The 17,144-nt window shown below is 55.6% G+C and carries 14 protein-coding genes; 7 read left to right on the plus strand and 7 right to left on the minus strand.

Annotated elements, in window-relative coordinates:
• Position 1: 1 nt before the first annotated feature.
• Positions 2–445 (minus strand): response regulator, encoded by a 444-nt coding sequence (locus HY868_17445; protein ID MBI5303925.1) that lies wholly within the window; start codon positions 443–445, stop codon positions 2–4.
• Complete coding sequence (locus HY868_17450; protein MBI5303926.1) at positions 442–3,198, minus strand: PAS domain S-box protein; 2,757 nt, start codon at positions 3,196–3,198, stop codon at positions 442–444. The genes HY868_17445 and HY868_17450 overlap by 4 nt, the downstream gene beginning before the upstream one ends.
• A 453-nt stretch (positions 3,199–3,651) precedes the next feature.
• Here HY868_17450 and HY868_17455 point away from each other — a divergent pair, with 453 nt between their 5' ends.
• From HY868_17455 to HY868_17475, 5 genes are all read left to right on the plus strand, one after another.
• The gene (locus tag HY868_17455) at positions 3,652–4,983 is read left to right on the plus strand and encodes a GAF domain-containing sensor histidine kinase (protein ID MBI5303927.1); all 1,332 of its coding nucleotides are present in this window, start codon (positions 3,652–3,654) and stop codon (positions 4,981–4,983) included.
• An 8-nt stretch (positions 4,984–4,991) separates the two neighbouring features.
• Positions 4,992–5,630, plus strand: a complete 639-nt coding sequence (locus HY868_17460; protein MBI5303928.1) for a response regulator transcription factor — start codon at positions 4,992–4,994, stop codon at positions 5,628–5,630.
• 350 nt (positions 5,631–5,980) lie between these two features.
• A complete protein-coding gene (locus HY868_17465; protein ID MBI5303929.1) occupies positions 5,981–6,223 on the plus strand; it encodes a hypothetical protein in 243 nt (80 codons plus the stop codon).
• 8 nt (positions 6,224–6,231) lie between these two features.
• On the plus strand, positions 6,232–7,218 hold the full coding sequence (locus tag HY868_17470; protein MBI5303930.1) for a hypothetical protein: 987 nt from the start codon (positions 6,232–6,234) through the stop codon (positions 7,216–7,218).
• Between the two features lie 118 nt (positions 7,219–7,336).
• The gene (locus HY868_17475; protein ID MBI5303931.1) at positions 7,337–7,771 is read left to right on the plus strand and encodes a hypothetical protein; all 435 of its coding nucleotides are present in this window, start codon (positions 7,337–7,339) and stop codon (positions 7,769–7,771) included.
• A 99-nt stretch (positions 7,772–7,870) separates the two neighbouring features.
• On the opposite strand, the gene HY868_17480 is transcribed toward HY868_17475, so the two are convergent.
• From HY868_17480 to HY868_17500, 5 genes are all read right to left on the minus strand, one after another.
• Positions 7,871–8,113 carry a MoaD/ThiS family protein gene (locus HY868_17480; GenBank protein MBI5303932.1) on the minus strand — a complete coding sequence of 81 codons (243 nt, stop codon included), beginning with the start codon at positions 8,111–8,113 and terminating at the stop codon, positions 7,871–7,873.
• A gap of 44 nt (positions 8,114–8,157) precedes the next feature.
• A complete protein-coding gene (locus HY868_17485) occupies positions 8,158–9,342 on the minus strand; it encodes a tungsten cofactor oxidoreductase radical SAM maturase (protein MBI5303933.1) in 1,185 nt (394 codons plus the stop codon).
• Between the two features lie 221 nt (positions 9,343–9,563).
• Positions 9,564–10,049 (minus strand): DUF1097 domain-containing protein, encoded by a 486-nt coding sequence (locus HY868_17490; GenBank protein MBI5303934.1) that lies wholly within the window; start codon positions 10,047–10,049, stop codon positions 9,564–9,566.
• A 212-nt stretch (positions 10,050–10,261) separates the two neighbouring features.
• The gene (locus HY868_17495; protein MBI5303935.1) at positions 10,262–12,013 is read right to left on the minus strand and encodes an aldehyde ferredoxin oxidoreductase; all 1,752 of its coding nucleotides are present in this window, start codon (positions 12,011–12,013) and stop codon (positions 10,262–10,264) included.
• Between the two features lie 176 nt (positions 12,014–12,189).
• A complete protein-coding gene (locus tag HY868_17500) occupies positions 12,190–12,591 on the minus strand; it encodes a MoaD/ThiS family protein (GenBank protein MBI5303936.1) in 402 nt (133 codons plus the stop codon).
• A gap of 644 nt (positions 12,592–13,235) precedes the next feature.
• On the opposite strand from HY868_17500, the gene HY868_17505 reads away from it, so the two are divergent.
• Positions 13,236–15,875, plus strand: a complete 2,640-nt coding sequence (locus HY868_17505) for a response regulator (protein MBI5303937.1) — start codon at positions 13,236–13,238, stop codon at positions 15,873–15,875.
• A 53-nt stretch (positions 15,876–15,928) separates the two neighbouring features.
• Positions 15,929–16,870, plus strand: a complete 942-nt coding sequence (locus HY868_17510) for a diguanylate cyclase (GenBank protein ID MBI5303938.1) — start codon at positions 15,929–15,931, stop codon at positions 16,868–16,870.
• Positions 16,871–17,144: the final 274 nt, after the last annotated feature.

Consider the following 17,144-nt stretch of genomic DNA (forward strand, 5'->3'; position numbering starts at 1 on the left):
ATCATTTAGGCGATTGGTTCACCAACAACCAATAAAAGCCGAGCGTGCTCATGGCATCCAAGAAAACATCGAAATCCACCGGCTTGACGACGTAACTGTTCGCGCCTAGTTCGTATGCCGCCTTGATGTCCGGGTCTTCGGACGAAGAAGTCACGATGACGACCGGCGTCATGCGGGTCCGTTCATCGGCTTTGATCGCGCGGAGCACTTCGAGTCCGTTTACTTTGGGCAGTTTCAGGTCTAGCAGTACGACTTTGGGTCCATTCGTCACCGTGCGCTCCGGGTACTTGCCGCGCGCGAAAATGAAATCCAACGCCTCCGCGCCATCTTCCACTATGTAGAGCCGATTAGCCAGGTTGCGCTTTTTGAAGGCGCGGATCGTGAGTTCTGCATCGTAGGGGTTATCTTCTACCAGCAAAATATCTACCGCATCGAGTTGACTCATAATGATGCTCCTTTACGGGGAAGCGTAAAGTAGAACGTCGCGCCCTGGTCTACCTCACCCTCGCCCCAAACGTGTCCACCATGACGATGGATCACGCGTTGCACAATCGCCAATCCCACGCCGGTTCCTTCGAATTCTCTTTCGCTGTGTAAACGCTGGAAGACGCCGAACAATTTGTTAACGTACTGCATTTCAAAGCCCGCGCCATTATCGCGCACATAGTAGATATTTTCATCTGGGCTTGATGTACTACCGATTTCGATCATCGCGCGGGCGCGCTTGGACGAGAACTTGAGGGCATTGGAGATGAGATTCACCCACACTTGGCGGATCAAGGTCGGATCGCCCGCGACGGGCAGCAGAGCGGCTACGGCGAAATCAATCCGCGCGCGATTTTCGCGCCGCGTCAATTCATCGAATACTTCGTTCGCCAATGTCGTCATGTCGAGTGGCGAGGACTGCATTTCCACGCGGCTCAACCGGGAAAAGGCGAGCAGGTCATCAATCAACTGACCCATACGTTGCGCTTCGTCCCGCACGATGTTGCAGACGCGTTTGCCTTCGGCATCGAGAACGCGTTCGTAATCTTCGAGCAAGATGCGGGTGTAGCCGTCCACTGCGCGCAAGGGCGCGCGCAAGTCGTGTGAAACGGAGTACGAGAACGCCTCCAATTCCTTGTTCGCGGCTTGGAGTTGCGCGGTGCGTTCGACGACGCGCTGTTCGAGTTCTTCGTTCAACCGGCGAATTTCTTCTTCCGCGCGTTTGCGCTCGGTGATGACGTCGAATACCGCGACGAAGAATCCCTTCGCCGGGCTGTACACAGAGATGGAGAACCACATCTGCAACGCCGCGACGAATATCTCGAACTTTTCGTGGTTGCCAGACAACGACACCCGCCCATAAATGTTGAATAGCTCTGGGTCGGCTTCGCGGATGCCGGGGATGACTTCAGTCACACGTTTCCCGGTAACATTCTGCAAGCCCGTCAGAGTCGTGAACGCGTCATTGACCGTGAGATAGATCCAGTCTTTCGGTTGACCGTTCTCAAAGAGCATCTGGCAATACGCGTAGCCCTCGACCAGGTGCTCGAACAATCCACGATAGCGCTCTTCGCTCGTGCGCAACGCTTCCTCAACACGCTTGCGGTCGGTAATGTCGTCAAAGACCGTATAGACCTGGTAGGGCGCGTCCTCGCCTTGACGGAATAGCGGCACTGCGGTAATGTTGATCGAGCGGTACTGGCGCTCCCTGGGATTGTACACTTGCATTTCGACATCGCGCACTTGAAGCCCGGTGCGTAACGCGACCATGGCGGGATGGTCCATGCCTGGAAACGGCGAGCCATCTTCGCGCAGTGTGTCGTGCTCGACGCCGACCGAACTCTCGCCGAGAAACCCCGCTCTAGTCCTGCCGAGAATCCGCTCGGCGGCGGGATTCAGCGAGATGATCGCGCCTTGCGCGTCCTGATAGACGACGCCTTGGAGCATCGTATCGAACAGACCGCGATAGTGCTGTTCGGATTCGCGCAGCGATTCCTGGGCGCGCGTCTGCTCGGTGATGTCACGCGCGTAGAGATTGACGTATCCGCCGTTTACAACCGGCACGAGGACAACCGCATAGGTTCGTCCGTTCAGGTTGGTCTCCAGCGATTGATGCTGTCGTTGCGCCCGCGCCTGCGTCGCGAGCGTTTGCCAATCGTCCGGGACGCCTTCGCCGACTGTTCGATTCCAGGCGCGCAAGATCGGCGCGCTCGCTTCATTCGCGTACAGAATCACTCCCGCTTCATTCACGCGTAAAATAGGGTTGGGATTTTCGGCGGGGAAGCGCGCCAGGCTCGCGATTTCCTCTTGCGCCTTTTGGCGTTCTGCCTCGGCGCGATCTATGTTGTGCGAGATGACGCGCGCCACTTGGGTCACGATCATCGCGGTCGCCGCGACGAAAAGCAGTGTGAACGACGCCGACAACACCGCGTAATTCAACTCAAACGACGCGGTAATGATCTCGTGCACAAACCCCTGAATCAGCGCGAAGGCGGCGGTCAACGGGAGAAAGGCGCGCAACATTCTGGCGCGAACAGAGGGACCGGCGAAGGGACGAAGAAAAACGTTGTCCGAACCGGCGGCGGCGACCAACCCACAACCCAACAACAGGAATGCGAGAGTCGTGGTTGCCGCGAGCGGGATTATGTCGCCGCCGTAGAGCAAGGGCGTTCCGAAAACATAGCCGATCAGCATCACAAAACCCGCGCCGAAAATCAGAGCCCCCAGACCAGCGACCAGGTTTCGGTCAAGTTGGCTAATGCGCTTCCAGAGAACCAACGACAGCGCGATTCCCGCGAGCAGAAAAAAGACGCCGGTGAGTGGGGACATGCGTCGGAGTGGAAAAGTGCCGAGTTGTTCGGTGACGGGAAACAAGATGTTCTCAAAGGTCAGGTCGGCTTTCACAAAATACTCGATGAACTTGAGCAGTCCGTACACCGATGCCAGGACGACCAGCGACATGCCGATGGCTCTGATTCGACGCGGCAAACGATCACGCGTCGCGCCAAGCAGGAGCAATCCGAACAAAACAAATAACGCTGCAGTGTCGGGCGCCATCGGGATATAGTTGGTGTTGAGACTGGCAAGGACGCGCAGTCCCGAAATCCAACTGAACAACCCCAACCCGCCAAGCGACGCGACGACGATGCCACATACCGCCGCCGTCCTGCGAAAAGACTCTGGTTTTGATTCGTTCCCGTGAATGGATTCCATCGCCGACCTCTGCCAAAAAAAACCTCGTGGTTGAGCGCAGAATGCCTGCGTTTAACCACGAGGCGCTCGATTGATCCAGTCGCGAGCATCACCTTGAAAATGACAGCGCGCTTTTCAACTCTCGCGTTGTCGCAAAAGCATGGAAAACGCCGACGCCGTACCCGACAAAATTGATTATAGCAAGCTCTATTATGACTGTCAAAAGCAGAATGGGGGTTGGCGTGGCGGAGAGCTGATGCCGCGTTTTTTGGTTATTCGCGCCATTCGCGATATAATAATTATATGTAAATGCGAAATCGCGATTGCCCGCGCATACCCAACCGCGAGCAAGGACTTGCAAGTGCAAGTCTGCCTGAGTCTCCGCACGATGATGTTCCACACCCTGATTCCCCGATTCGCTGTTGATGACTTGCTGGCGACAGAAGCATATCCAAAACGCGGTGCGAGGTGGTTGTGATACCGGCAGATCCACTCCCAGAGATTGGGCAAACGAACATTATGATCCAACCCATGGATGAGGCGACCGACATTCCTCCGGAACGATTCCGCGACCAAGTGCAACGACTTGATCGCGCGCTTTCGTCCCTGGAACGAATTTCGCACGCCCTGACTACGACCACGCAAGGTGTGGATGTCCTGCTCCAAACGATCGTCAAAACGGTTGCTGAGGTATTTGGCAGTCAATTCGTCTTTCTCGTGATCAAGAACGGTTACAAAGAAATCAGCGCCATCTATCCGCCGATCAAGGCAAAGGCAGATGGGACCGAAGCGGATTTTTTGGAGCATGGTTGGTGCCTCACCGAGCAAGCCCTCCTCGGGTCTGGTTCGATGCGCGTCAAATGTATGGCGCGCAAGGGTTGCCCCTGCGAGCAGATTCGTAATGTTGTGACCGTGCCCATGTCGCGCGATGGAGTACTGGAAGGTTCGATTTCGCTCCAAATTGCCGGGGATCATGACATGGATGAGAATGACGCCTCCACGCTTCAGATTCTGGCGAACCAAGCAACGGTCGCGATCCAGAATGCCCGGTTGTTCGAAGAGAGTCAGTACCTCCGCGCGCAGGCGGAAGGATTGTACCGCATCGCGATCGAGCAAAAGAATGAAGCGGAGCGCAAACGGCGCGAGCTGGAAATGGCGCAAGATGAAATTGACGCGATGGAGCGCGAGCAGATCATCAGCACCGAGCGCGAGCGGATTGCGCGCGAATTGCACGACGACGTCGCGCAGATTTTAAGTAGCATTGGACTGAACCTGGAATGGTGCCGGCAGCATCTGCCGCCCGACTCGTCGGTGGAAGAGCGCATCGTTTTGTTAAAACAATTGGCGCGCAACGGCTTGTACGAAATTCGCAACGCGATCCTGGGTATGTCGCCGGTCAGCATCGCGGAACTGGGACTGGCGCGCGCGTTGGAGAAATTGGTCGGCGATTTTGAAAACATCTCCCGCATCGCCGCCAAGATCGCGGTGAAAGGTGCGCCACGCCATCCCGCGACCGGAGTGGAGAACGCGCTCTATCACATTTGCCAGGAAGCCCTCTACAATGTGTTCAAGCACGCGCAAGCCCAGCGGGTCAATGTGGAGTTGACGTTTGAGCCAGACGCCATGGTGCTGACCGTCGTTGACGATGGCATCGGTATTCGCGCCGGCGCATCCGGGGCGGAATCGTCCGCCGCAAGATTTGGTCTCAGGAACATGATCGCGCGCGCAGAAGAATTCAAGGGGACATGTACGATTTGCCGAGGCGAAGACAAGGGGACACGCATCATCACGCGTATTCCGGGCTAGGAGCATTCATGGAGACCATTCGGATTTTATTGGTGGACGATCATCAAGTGGTGCGGCAAGGGTTGCGCTCGCTCCTGGAATTGGAACCTGGCTTGCAAGTGGTCGGCGAAGCCGGCGCCGGCGCGGAGGCGCTCAACTTGATTGACCGCGTGCACCCCGATATCGTACTCTTGGATCTCAAGCTGACGGACATTAGCGGGACCGAGGTTTGTCGCCGCGCCACCGCGCAATACCCTGGAATCGCCATTCTGATTTTGACCGCGATCTCCAACGGTCAAGAAGTGCTCGAGTGCGTTGACGCCGGCGCGAAAGGGTATCTGCTGAAGGACGTGGATGTCTACGAGTTGACGCGGACGATTCGCGCGATTCACCGAGGCGAATCGGTGCTCGATCCAAAGGTCACGCAAGCCGTCCTGCAACGCGCGCGCCGCGCATCGAAGGAAGCCGCGCCCGCGCTGACCTTGACCGATCAGGAGCTTGGGATCGTGCGACTGATCGCGCAGGGACTCACGAACAAGGAAATTGGCGAACGGTTGTTCCTGAGTCCGAACACGATCAAGTTTCACATTAGCGACATTATGCAAAAGCTCAAAGTGAAGCGACGTGCGGAGGTCGTATTCAAAGCCGCCGGCGAGCGTCTTATTTGATGCTCGGAGGCGTTACCCATCGCGGTAGCAATAGATTACCCATTCGGCAAGTCAAATGCACCTTTCTTTCTCTTGACAGCGTTGTCAATCGCTTGATACAGTATCACTATGCTACTGGCATCGTCGTTCTAGAGTACTATCCGCGCACGACCAATGGTACTCTTGAAAGAACAATCGGGAAAGTATATATTTCAAGTAATCATCTAGGGACCTACCTCGACGATGAGGGGCGGACTCGCCTTCACCGTTCTGGTACCGCGCCAGAACGGTTTTGTTTTACATGAGGTTCGGCTATCTACGTATTTTCACGGTGATACCTTGGCTGACAAATCTATAAGGAGTAAGTGACGATGGATGTGCCATCCGTGCAGAACTCGGTTTGGAATGACATTGTTTCCGGCAAGGTCAAGTATCAACTTGATTTCTTGGCGGCGAAAATCATGTTGGGGCGCTTGATGCTCAGAGTAAAGAACGATTCATCACATAACATGATCGAGAAATGCGGGCAAGAGCTGCATAATCTGTACGCGCAGAATGCGGACTTGCCTTGTGTGCAGCGGGACTTGACAAAGATTTTTGGAGGTGTACGGTGAGCGGATGCATGCAAGAAATTGCTCAAGTAAAAGAAAAGATCGCGCGCGGCGAAAAACTATTGCTGGCGGGCGATGAAAATATTCTCAAGCAACTTCCGCCGGGCGACTGGATCGGCGGAACGATTCCGTACTTTATGACGGAACAAGGCGGCTTGTCCACGCAAGACCAGGTCTATGTCACCGAACTGCCAAGCTTTGTTTCCAACATCGCGATTCAGGTCTACGATAAAGCCGCGTTGCCGCGCGTGTACAGCGACGCCGCCAAGTACGGCTTTAGCATCATCATCATCCCGGCATCCAGCGCGACGCATCTCTCCTTTGCGCTGAACGCGCCGAACTATCAGGATTTTGCGATCCGACCTTTGATCGGTTGGATCTCGGGTGTGCACCTCAACGACCTGGGCAAACTCACGCCGAAAGTGTTTAGCGGTCAATCCAATATGGCATTGGAAGATAGCGCCGTCGTGATGCACGTCACCTTGCCGCCTAATCGAGTTGCCGATGTCGGGATTCTGAATATCTTTGAACAGAGCGACGGCGACACCATCACGTTCCCGAATGACGGTTTCAGCGCACACCAAGTCTTGGTCAACGGAGTCGAGACCAATTTTGCGGACTATATCGCCGCCAAACATCTGGATACGCGACTCCCTCTCGTGGCGGATTATTATGGCGCGATGGTGAACGTCAGTTTTCAAAGTGTGGACGCGGCAAATCGCCAGGTTCTATTCTACGCGCCGGTTTTTGCGGGTCTGCGCTACAAGCACGCCAAGCCCATCGCCAATTATGTGCAGCAATTCACCTCGCAAATGCCGACGAACCTGGGCAAGCAGATCGTTTTCTCGTGCAACTGCATTTTGAATTATCTGTATTCCGAACTCGAAGGAAAACAGACGGGAGACATTACGGGACCGATTACCTTTGGCGAGGTAGCGTACCAATTGCTCAATCAAACGATGGTGTATCTCAACATCATCGAGCTAGGCGCGGGATAGCCAGCGGCGGATCGCAATGGGAAAGGGCAACCTGGCACACGCAGGTTGCTCTTTTCAATGATGTTCGATTCAGCCAGGATCAAGACCGCGCACAAAACCCGCGACGAATAGGTGAACGATGCAAGATATTGATTACGAGATCATTTTGAAATCATTGGTCTTTGTGGCAGATGGTTTGGCAAAAGACCTGGGAGAGAACGGCGCGCGCGCGTTGCTGCGGCAGAGCGGACATCACGCGGCGATCAACCTGGTCGGGGAATGGCACGAGCAAGTGGATGTCGCCGAGGCGGTGGCGCAAGCGTGCCCCGTGCTCGAAGCCCTGGGGTTCGCACAGCAAGTCAACCTCCTCGATGCGACGCACGTCGTCGTACGTGGCAACGTGATTACCGCGATGGTGGAACAACTGGGCTTGCCTACCGCGCGCCATCCGATTTATTATTATGCCATCGGCTTGTTCGAAGGACTGGTGTACGTGATCAGCAAAACACACGTTGGTATCGTGCGGCACGAGCTCAAGGACGATAGCGAAGTCTGGACACTGGGCGATTATTGATTAGCGAACCTTGCGAAGGTCGTAAACCTTCGCAAGGTTTTTTGCGAGTTGGCAAATTGAAAAGCGAGACGCGATATTTGTCGCGTCTCGCTTTTCGTCTCACCCGCCGGCGACCGGCGGAAACATTCCCAGGTCTTCGCCGTCGCAAAGTACGTGATCGTCTTCGACAGCCCTTCCGCCACTGAACACCAATTTCACAGTGTCAGGCGGAATGCCGAGGTTGGCGATCAGTCGCTTCACCGTGGCTCCCGCCGGCAGATAAACGACATATGTCTCGCCTATTTTTAGGTGGGGTTGGTATTGTCGCAATGTCGCGTATAGCCGAACTCGGACTTGGATCATTGTCGCGTTACCTTCTACTCAACCCAGACCCGTGGGGTCTTTTTTCATGGACACCGAATTATGTCTTGCGCCCACAAGCAGTCCGCGCAAGAGGGATTCCAGCCCCAGCATCCTTCGTTGCGTTCGCGCAAGTCGCACGTTTCGCGCAGATCGCAATCGGGACAAGAGGGAAAGTGATAACTACGCACTTCGTTGCGATAGCGGACGTAATCTTCGGACATCCAGGTTTCCGCCAAGGATTGCTCATTCACATTGCCCAGGATGTATCGGTTGACATGTTTTTCCTTGCCGTCCACTGCCAAGTACGTATAGTTGTGCGATAACGCTAAACATGGCGCGACGCCGCCGTCCCAGCCAATGACGCTTGAGCGATCTTCCACAAAGCGACAGCGCCGTTCGGCGCTCCAATGCATCCGCGGCAAATCAAGCGTGCCCCACATCACCCACGCGCCCGCGCGCACGTGCCAACTGCCTGTCGTCAGCGGAGCGCGCGGTCCATAACCGTACAGCACCTGGTCGCGCATGTCTTTAGAATAGGCAAGCACATTACTTACGAGAATGCGCGTGACGCCCAGTCTGGAAGCGAGCTTGGACAGCGCGGGCAACTCGGCGACGTTGTTTTTCATCGCGACGAATTCGATTCCCAATGTGGGAAAGAGCGAATGCTGTTCGCTTTTTGCCTCGTTCAGATTTCGGAGGTTGTCTAAAATCCCGGAGAGCATCGCGCCGCGAATGTCGGCGTACGTCTCGGGATTACCGCCATCCACCGAAATCATCAAGCGATCCACTCCGAGTCGAACCAGTTCGCGCGCCATGCGTGGATTCAAAAAAATACCATTCGAGCTAACCGTCACCGGCACATTGCGTTCGCGCATTGCGGCAATCATGTCGAGGATATGCGGATGACTCAGCGGTTCGCCGAACCCGGCGAAGACCACGCGGTTCAAGTTCGGCAAATGGTCCAGCCCATGCACGATGCGCGCAAACGTGCTCATCGCCATCACTGCGGCGGGGTCTTCCCAGGTATGGCGAATACACGTGCGGCAGTTGAGGTTGCAACCCGTCGTCGGCTCGATGTAAAGCTTGCGAACATCGGGGCGACGCGGATGAAGCACGAACGCATCTTCGCGATGTTCTAGCCAATAGCCATCCAGAGATTCGTTCGGTCGTTGCAGTGAGTTCTGCGGAAACGTCAATGTTTGTTGAGCATTGACGAAAAGTTTGGGCATTAATTCTAATGTCGGTGTCTGTGAATCGTCGGTCACTGCTCAGCCATAATCGAAAGCGGAAGGTCGACTTGGGGATGGCTGAGTAGTTTGGCAATGTCACATTTCATTTTGCCATAGAGGGCATAGAGAACATAGAGAAGAAAACGAAGATTTCTCTATGACCTCTATGTGCTCTATGGCTAATCTGACATTGGCAAATTAGTGACTCGTTTTTTCGATAACTAAGCCGCCGCCGGCTTGGTGAACCACGCCGGAATGGTAGCCGAAAGATAACCCAACACGATGCCGATGACCAGAGTGATTAGGGTGTAGAGGATGTTATCCAGGGCAAACACGTCCTTGCTCGCAAACGCGAATGCGAAAAAGCTCGCGAACGCCGCGAAGGCAGCCGGCGCCAGAGCAAATGTTTCCCAGTTCATCATGATGACGAGCACCAACGCCGCCACGCCGACTGCCACCGAGACTCCGATCACACCCGCCTCGCCATTGAGTTTGAGACCGTAAAGAGCCGCGTAGCCAAACAGTACGCCGACTAAGGTCGGCACGCCAGCTTTCATCATGGCTTTGGCATCGCCGCCCGCGACGAAGAAAAATGCCCACCCCACGAAAGCCGCCCAGGTAGGCAAGCCCAATTTGACGGACGCGTAAGTCCAAGCCGTTGCGAGGACACCTACGCTTAGAGCAAGCGGAACGAATTTCAGTTTCACCGATTCCCCCTTGATTGATCTTCATTGATTTAGTCGAGCGCGTACTCGGTGCGATTGAAGAGTGATCGACGCTGTTCCGATCTACCTCTTTCATGTTGCTACTCAGCCATCCCCAAGTCGACGTTTGTTTGTCAGAATTAATAGAAGGCAAAGAAGGCGAAGAGGGCGCGTGACGTTCACGCCCTCTTATGCCTTCTCATGCCCTTTTGATTCTAGAGATCAGCCATCACCGAATCCAAATCCTCGTCGGATATATCGTAAACAACATTGTGCGGCGGAAGTGGTTCGTACTTCATGAACTCGGGCAGGCGATCATTCTTCTTGGTGAATCCAGCCCCTTCGTTGAACTTGCGTTCGGTCTTGAGAATTTCGTTGCCGATGCGGATCACATCGTCCGCGGTCCAATTAACACCCAGGACGCCGGCGGATTCTTCGATCATGCCCTGGTAGCCATCGGGGATGTCGAGAATCGGGAAGGCGATGAACAAGCAATGCCCGGTGCTGTCAATGAACGCCGTCGTGGATTGGAACGCGCGGCTGAGTCCGGCTTTGCCTGCCGTGCTGAGCGGGTCTTGCTTGCCGCTGACACCCAGGATTTCCGGACAGATGGTGTAGCCCGCGGTGTGATCTGCACCCATCGTGCTCGTCGCGTACGTAATGCCGATGCCTTTGACCGCGCGCGGTTCGTATGCCGGGATCGCCTGACCTTTGACGGTTGGTACGCGAATCACGCCGAGCGCGCGCGCAGTGAAATCCGCGCCGTTGCCCAGGATGCGACCCAGCGGCGTACCTTGCGCGATTTCTTTCATCAACTTGATCGCCGCCTTGCCGTCGCCAAATTGCGCCAAGCCGCCTTCCATCGCGATGCCGAGCGTCACGCCGGCTTCAATCGTGTCAACGCCAATGTCATTGCACAAGCGTACGAGTTCCGCCGCGTCGTCGAGCGAGTCAATGCCGCAATCCGCGCCGAGACTCCACACCGATTCGTACTCGAGGCAGGAGGATGCTTCGTTGCCGTTCGGGTCGTGCCAGACATTGGAGCATTGGATGATGCAACCCGGACTGCATGCGTGATTGTAAAGTTCTTTGCCGGTGCGTTCCTTGTTGCCCTCGAAGATGGCTTCGCCCGCGATCTTGGGCGCGCCTTCGAACCGACCGCTGGAAAAGTTGCGCGTCGGAAAACCGCCGGCTTCGTTCAACAGGTTGACCAACACGGCAGTGCCATACGTGTTCAAACCGCCCTTGGGCTTGGTGACGCCGTGGGTACGAATCGCTTCGGTCAGTTTCTTTTGACCTTGCGCGAATAAATCCTTGTTCGCAATAGGCACCGCGGACGATCCGGCTTCGGCTTCGATGACGATGCACTTGAGTCCCTTAGAACCCAGGACTGCCCCTAGTCCACCGCGGCCGGCATAGCGCGAGGCGCGTCCCTGCATATCGTTGAAGCAAATCCCGGCGTTGGTCATTCGCATTTCGCCGGCGACGCCAATGCCCATTACGTCCACTTTTTTGCCGAACCGCGCGATGACCTTGCCCCAGGTTTCATAGTTGCCCGTACCCACGTACTCGTCGGCTGGGAAAAAGGTTGCGCCGTTCTTGGTAATGTGGACGCCCCAGAATTTCTTGTTCTCGGTGGGGAGTCCTTCGACGATGATGGCTTGAATTCCCAGGCGCGCCATTTGTTGTCCAAAGCCGGTGCCCGCATTCGCTTCCTTGATGCCGCCCGTCAACGGCGATTTGCTACCGACCGAAATGCGTGCGCTCGTCGGCGCGGAAGTGCCGGTGACCCAGCCCGGCGCGAACACCACCTTGTTGTTCGGTCCCAGGGGATGCGCGGACGGCGGCACTTCATCCGCCACGAGTGTGCTGGTCATGTAACGTCCTGCCATGAGTTTGTACTTTTCTGGAACCTCTTCGAATTGGGCGCTTTGCGTCGTCATGTTGATGCGAAGAAATTTGCTCATTGCAACTGATCTCCTTTGGTCAATTTGATTTGGGGGGTTTGAGTGGTGCGAAACGTGTGACTAACCTAGCATTCCAACCGTGCGAAGGTTTAGGCAACTGAGAAGAGCGTTTCGAAAACGGGAAACCTATTTTTCAACAGCGCGTTTCTCGGCACCCTTCGCAAGGATTAAAGTTCTTAGCTGTCACTTCCTCCTTGTTCCGATTTCTCGGACGTGGTGCGATCACCCAGAGTGGTATAGAGCAAACCGCGATCTTGCATCGCTTTCATCAATTCGGGGCTGGCGCTCGCGCCATTCCGGTATTGGAAGGGCCACATGCTTTTTTCGTGAAAGAATCCAATCCGGTCGCCATCGTGCAATTCGCGTTCCAGGTCGGCGTTCAGACCGGGCATATCGGTCAGGTCGCCGTTGATGAACGTGATCCCTTTTTGTTCCAAGGGTATCCGCAAGCGCTCCACCAGATCGCGCATGGTGGCTGCGTTGGGAAGATCGAGGAACAGTTGCGCGTGAGTTTTCTGCTTTGCTTCGCCGGCATAGTGAGCCAGCGGACCGTAGAGCCAAATTTCGAGTCGCATCATTTCAAACTTTATAACCTTGCGAAGATTTCGCGCCTTCGCAAGGAGCAATAGTTCTGATTGTGGATTGGGAGCGGCGATTCTATGCCCATCCATGAACAGCTCGCTCGGAGGATAACGAGAGTGGAAATGAGACGACGCTGTCTACATGATGAGGATGGATTAACTCGCCACGAGTATACTCGGCAGTCAGAGAAGCGGTCAATGCAAAAACAGGTAGACGCAGTTGCCACGTTGGGTGAATCTTGACTACCCAAATGGGCGACGCTCGGAATCGGAGATCGAAAGTTTGGCGCGGCGCTTGAACGCCGCTCAACCGCTATAGCATCCAATTCCCAGTACCGAAATCGGATTGTTTCTTTTGCAGTACCGCTTTAAGATCACTGGAGTAAGCAAATGAATTTGGATTAGAGAACGTTTAGGAATTCAGCCAACCGTGCGAAGGTTTAGCCGACAAAACAAGTGTGGTATACAGGCGGTGGGTGCGTCATTGAGAAACGCGTTTCTAATCAACCTTCGCAAGGCTTTTCGCCGAATTGTTAAACAAATTCTTAGAGGTACAGCGATCTATGCGTAAAGATACTCGCGTAACAAGTTGCGTCAATCGGTACGTTTGGTTGGGCATTTTAGTGGGCTTGTGTTTTCCGGTGGCTGCCACAATTTTCGACGCCGTGATTCGAGGTCTGCCATTGACATTAGCCGGTTTGGCGCAAGCCCAGACCACTCAACCTTTGCACTGGTTGATTGACTGGGCGCCCTTGTTCGTGGGCGGGTTGGCGTACTGGAGCAGTAAACGACGCGACGAGATGGAAGGTAAAATCGCGGAACAGTCCGTCGAATTGGCGCTGGCGAATGAACAATTGGACAATTATATTGCCGAACGCGATCAGGTCGAAGCCGCGCTCAAGCAGAGCCGCGAAGAGCTGGACATTGTCACTGCCAACATCCCAGGATTGATCGCGCATGTGGATCGCGATTTCCGCTATCGGTTCGCCAACAAAGCGTATGCCGAATGGGTGGGCAGGGACGCCAGCGAGATTATCGGCAAACACGTGCGCGAGGTCATCGGCGAGCAAGCATGGCATACGTCGGAAGCATTGCTCACGCGCGTCTTTGGTGGCGAATGCACGACGTTCGAGCGGGTGGTGCCTCACCCGGACAAGACCGAACATTTCCAAAGCGTCTCACTCGTGCCCCAATTCGACGAGCAGGGTACGGTCATTGCGTACTTTGCGTTGATCCTCGACATCACCGCGCGCAAACAAGCCGAACTGGAACTCGCGCGGCAAAAACAATTTCTCGAATCCTTGGTCGCGCACAGCCCGGTCGCTATCGTGACACTTGATCTGCAAAAACGGATCGCGTCGTGCAACCCTGCCTTTGAGCAACTCTTTGGTTATATGTGCGATCAAGTGATTGGGCGCGATTTGGATGCGCTCGTATCCAATGATGCCGCGCGCGTGGAAGCAAATGGGATTACCGAGACGGCGATGCGCGGCGAAGCCGTCCACCAGATCGGTCGGCGCTATCGCAAAGATGGCACACCCATAGATGCGGAAATCTTCGCGGTGCCCGTCATCGTCGCCGGGGAACGGGTCGGCATGTTGGCAATGTATCACGATATCAGCGAACTGGTGCGCGCGCGTGAGCAAGCCGAATCTGCCGACCGCGCGAAATCGTCTTTCCTGGCGGCGATGAGCCACGAGATTCGCACGCCCATGAATGGCGTGATCGGCATGACCAGTCTGCTCCTCGATACCCCTTTGACGGCGCAACAACGCCAGTTCGCCGAGACCATCCGTTTTTCCGGCGAGAACCTGTTGACGATCATCAATGACATCCTGGATTTCTCCAAGATTGAAGCCGGCAGGATGGACCTAGAAACAGCCGATTTTGATTTGCGGCAGGTGGTCGAAAACATCGGTGCGCTATTCGCCGAACGCGCTCAACGCAAAGGACTAGAGATGATCATCTCGGCTGATCCGCGTATGCCGGTGGCTCTGCGCGGCGATTCATTCCGCCTGGGGCAGGTCGTCACCAACCTCATCGGCAACGCACTCAAATTCACCGAACGCGGCGAGATCGAGTTACGCGTCGAGTGCCTGGCGACGACCGATCAACGCGTGACGATGCGTTTTGCGGTCAAGGATACGGGGATTGGCATTACGCCGGAACAACAAGCGCGCCTGTTCAAACCATTTACGCAAGCCGACGCCTCGACGACGCGCAAGTACGGTGGAACCGGTTTGGGGCTTGCCATCTCCAATCGTCTGGTCGAGATGATGGGCGGGCAAATCAAAATCGGGAGCGAACCAGGGCAAGGCAGCACGTTTGAGTTTACGGTGCCGCTGGAAAAAGGATCCGTCGAGGCGCTGAAAAAAATAGAGCTAGCGCCCAACTTGCAAGGTGTGCGCGTTCTCATCGTTGACGACAATGCGACGAATCGCCTGGTCTTGGAGCATCAGGTGGTTGCCTGGGGTATGCGATCCAGGAGTGTGGCGAGCGGCGCCGAAGCATTGCGCGTGATTCGTTCTGTGGCGAGTCAAGAACCGTTCGATGTCGTGCTACTCGATATGGAAATGCCTGAGATGGACGGGGTCGGTCTCGCGCGCGCGATCCGCGCCGATTCGGCGATTGCCTCGATGAAGTTGATTTTGCTGACCTCGTTAGGACGCATTGGCAACGCCGAGACGATTCGCGAAATGGGCTTGGATGCTTCGTTGGTCAAGCCGATTCGTCAGTCCGACCTGTACGACTGCCTTAGCGCGGTGGTCGGAGTTTCACGAGCCGTTGTCGAAACCAGCGCGCCGAAGGTACAGTCCGGCAAAGACGAAGGACGTAATGTTCGCATCCTGCTTGCCGAGGATAACCTGGTGAATCAGCAGGTCGCCGTGTACATGCTCAAGGCGCGCGGCTATGCGGTGGATGTCGTCGGCAATGGACGCGAAGCGTTGGACGCGCTCGCGCGCACACCCTACGCGCTCGTGTTGATGGATTGCCAGATGCCGGAGATGGATGGATACGAAGCGACGCGCGCGATTCGCCAGCGCGAGGATGCGGTGCGGCGTACGCCGATCATTGCCTTGACGGCGCACGCATTGCAGGGTGAACGCGACAACTGCCTCGCCGCCGGCATGGACGACTATCTTTCCAAACCGATCAAACCGGACACGCTCTACGCCACGTTGCGCCGCTGGACTGGCATGACGAGCGTATCGGCGCAAGCCGCATCGCCCGAGACCAACCTAGAAATCGCTCCAGCGCCCGACCTGAAAATCGCGTCTTGACTGCCGCGTGCTGTCTAGCGTTTGAATGACCCGGTTCGGTTCGGAGATTGACCATGCGAGTTTTGATCGCGGACGACGATTGTATCCATCGGATGATTCTGAAACTTGCCGTCGAGCAGTTCGGTCACGAATGCCTGGTTGCAGAGGATGGATTGCAAGCGTGGAACATGTATCAGACCACGCCGATCAACGTGCTGATCAGCGATCGGATGATGCCCGAAATGGACGGGATCGAACTATGCCGGCGCGTGCGGGAAACTGGTACGCCTAGCTACACCTATTTTATCTTTGTGACGGCGCTCAGCGAAAAGGAACAACTGCTCGATGGAATTCAGGCGGGCGCAGACGATTATCTCACCAAGCCATTCGATCCAGACGAATTGCGGTTGCGCTTGCTCGTGGCGGAGCGGATCACGGCGTTGCACCAACAGTTGGCGGAGCAACGCGAGGAACTCAAGCGGCTGAACCAGGAATTGTTCGAGCAAGGTCGGTGCGACCCCTTGACGCGTTTGGGCAATCGCCTGCGGTTGATGGAAGACCTGGTTGTTTTAGCAGGCAGCGCCGAACGCTATGGCAAACGTTATTGCGCGGTGATGTGCGACGTCGATCATTTCAAATTATACAACGACCACTATGGTCACATCGCCGGCGATGAGGCGTTGCGTCGTATCGCGCAAGCGATAACCCAGAATTGCCGGAATGGCGATGTCGTGTACCGGTACGGCGGCGAAGAGATTTTGCTGATCTTGCCAGAACAAAGTCCGGCGGACGCAGCGCGGGTTGCTGAACGATTGCGCGACGCGATTCAAGCATTGGCGTTGCCGCATGTGTTGAACGCGCCCACCGGGGTTGTGACGATTAGCGCCGGGGTTGCCATGTTGGAGGCGGGTGACTATCTCGCCATGCATCTATGGCTCAAGCGCGCCGACGACGCGCTCTATCTTGCCAAGCAAGCGGGACGCAACCGTGTGTGTGTGAAAGAGACGTCGAGCTAGCGCGCACACAGTACGGCTTTTCAAAAGTCGCTTGACTCACTTGCTAACCTAACCCCCCAACCCCCTTCCCTATAAGGGAAGGGGGCAGGGGATGGGTCTGCAAATGACTTTTGAAAAACCGTGGCGCACACAGCGGGTGTGCGTCAGATTTTCGGGTAGATGACATTGACGGTATTTTCGGGTAAGATGGGGCATCCGCTCTTTCCGAAAGGACCTGCCCATGCCTACTCTCGATGAACTTGAAGCGCGCTGGCAACCTCTGAGCCAGGCCGCA

The organism is Chloroflexota bacterium, from assembly GCA_016219275.1.
In the GTDB taxonomy this organism is placed as follows: Bacteria; Chloroflexota; Anaerolineae; order UBA4142; family UBA4142; genus JACRBM01.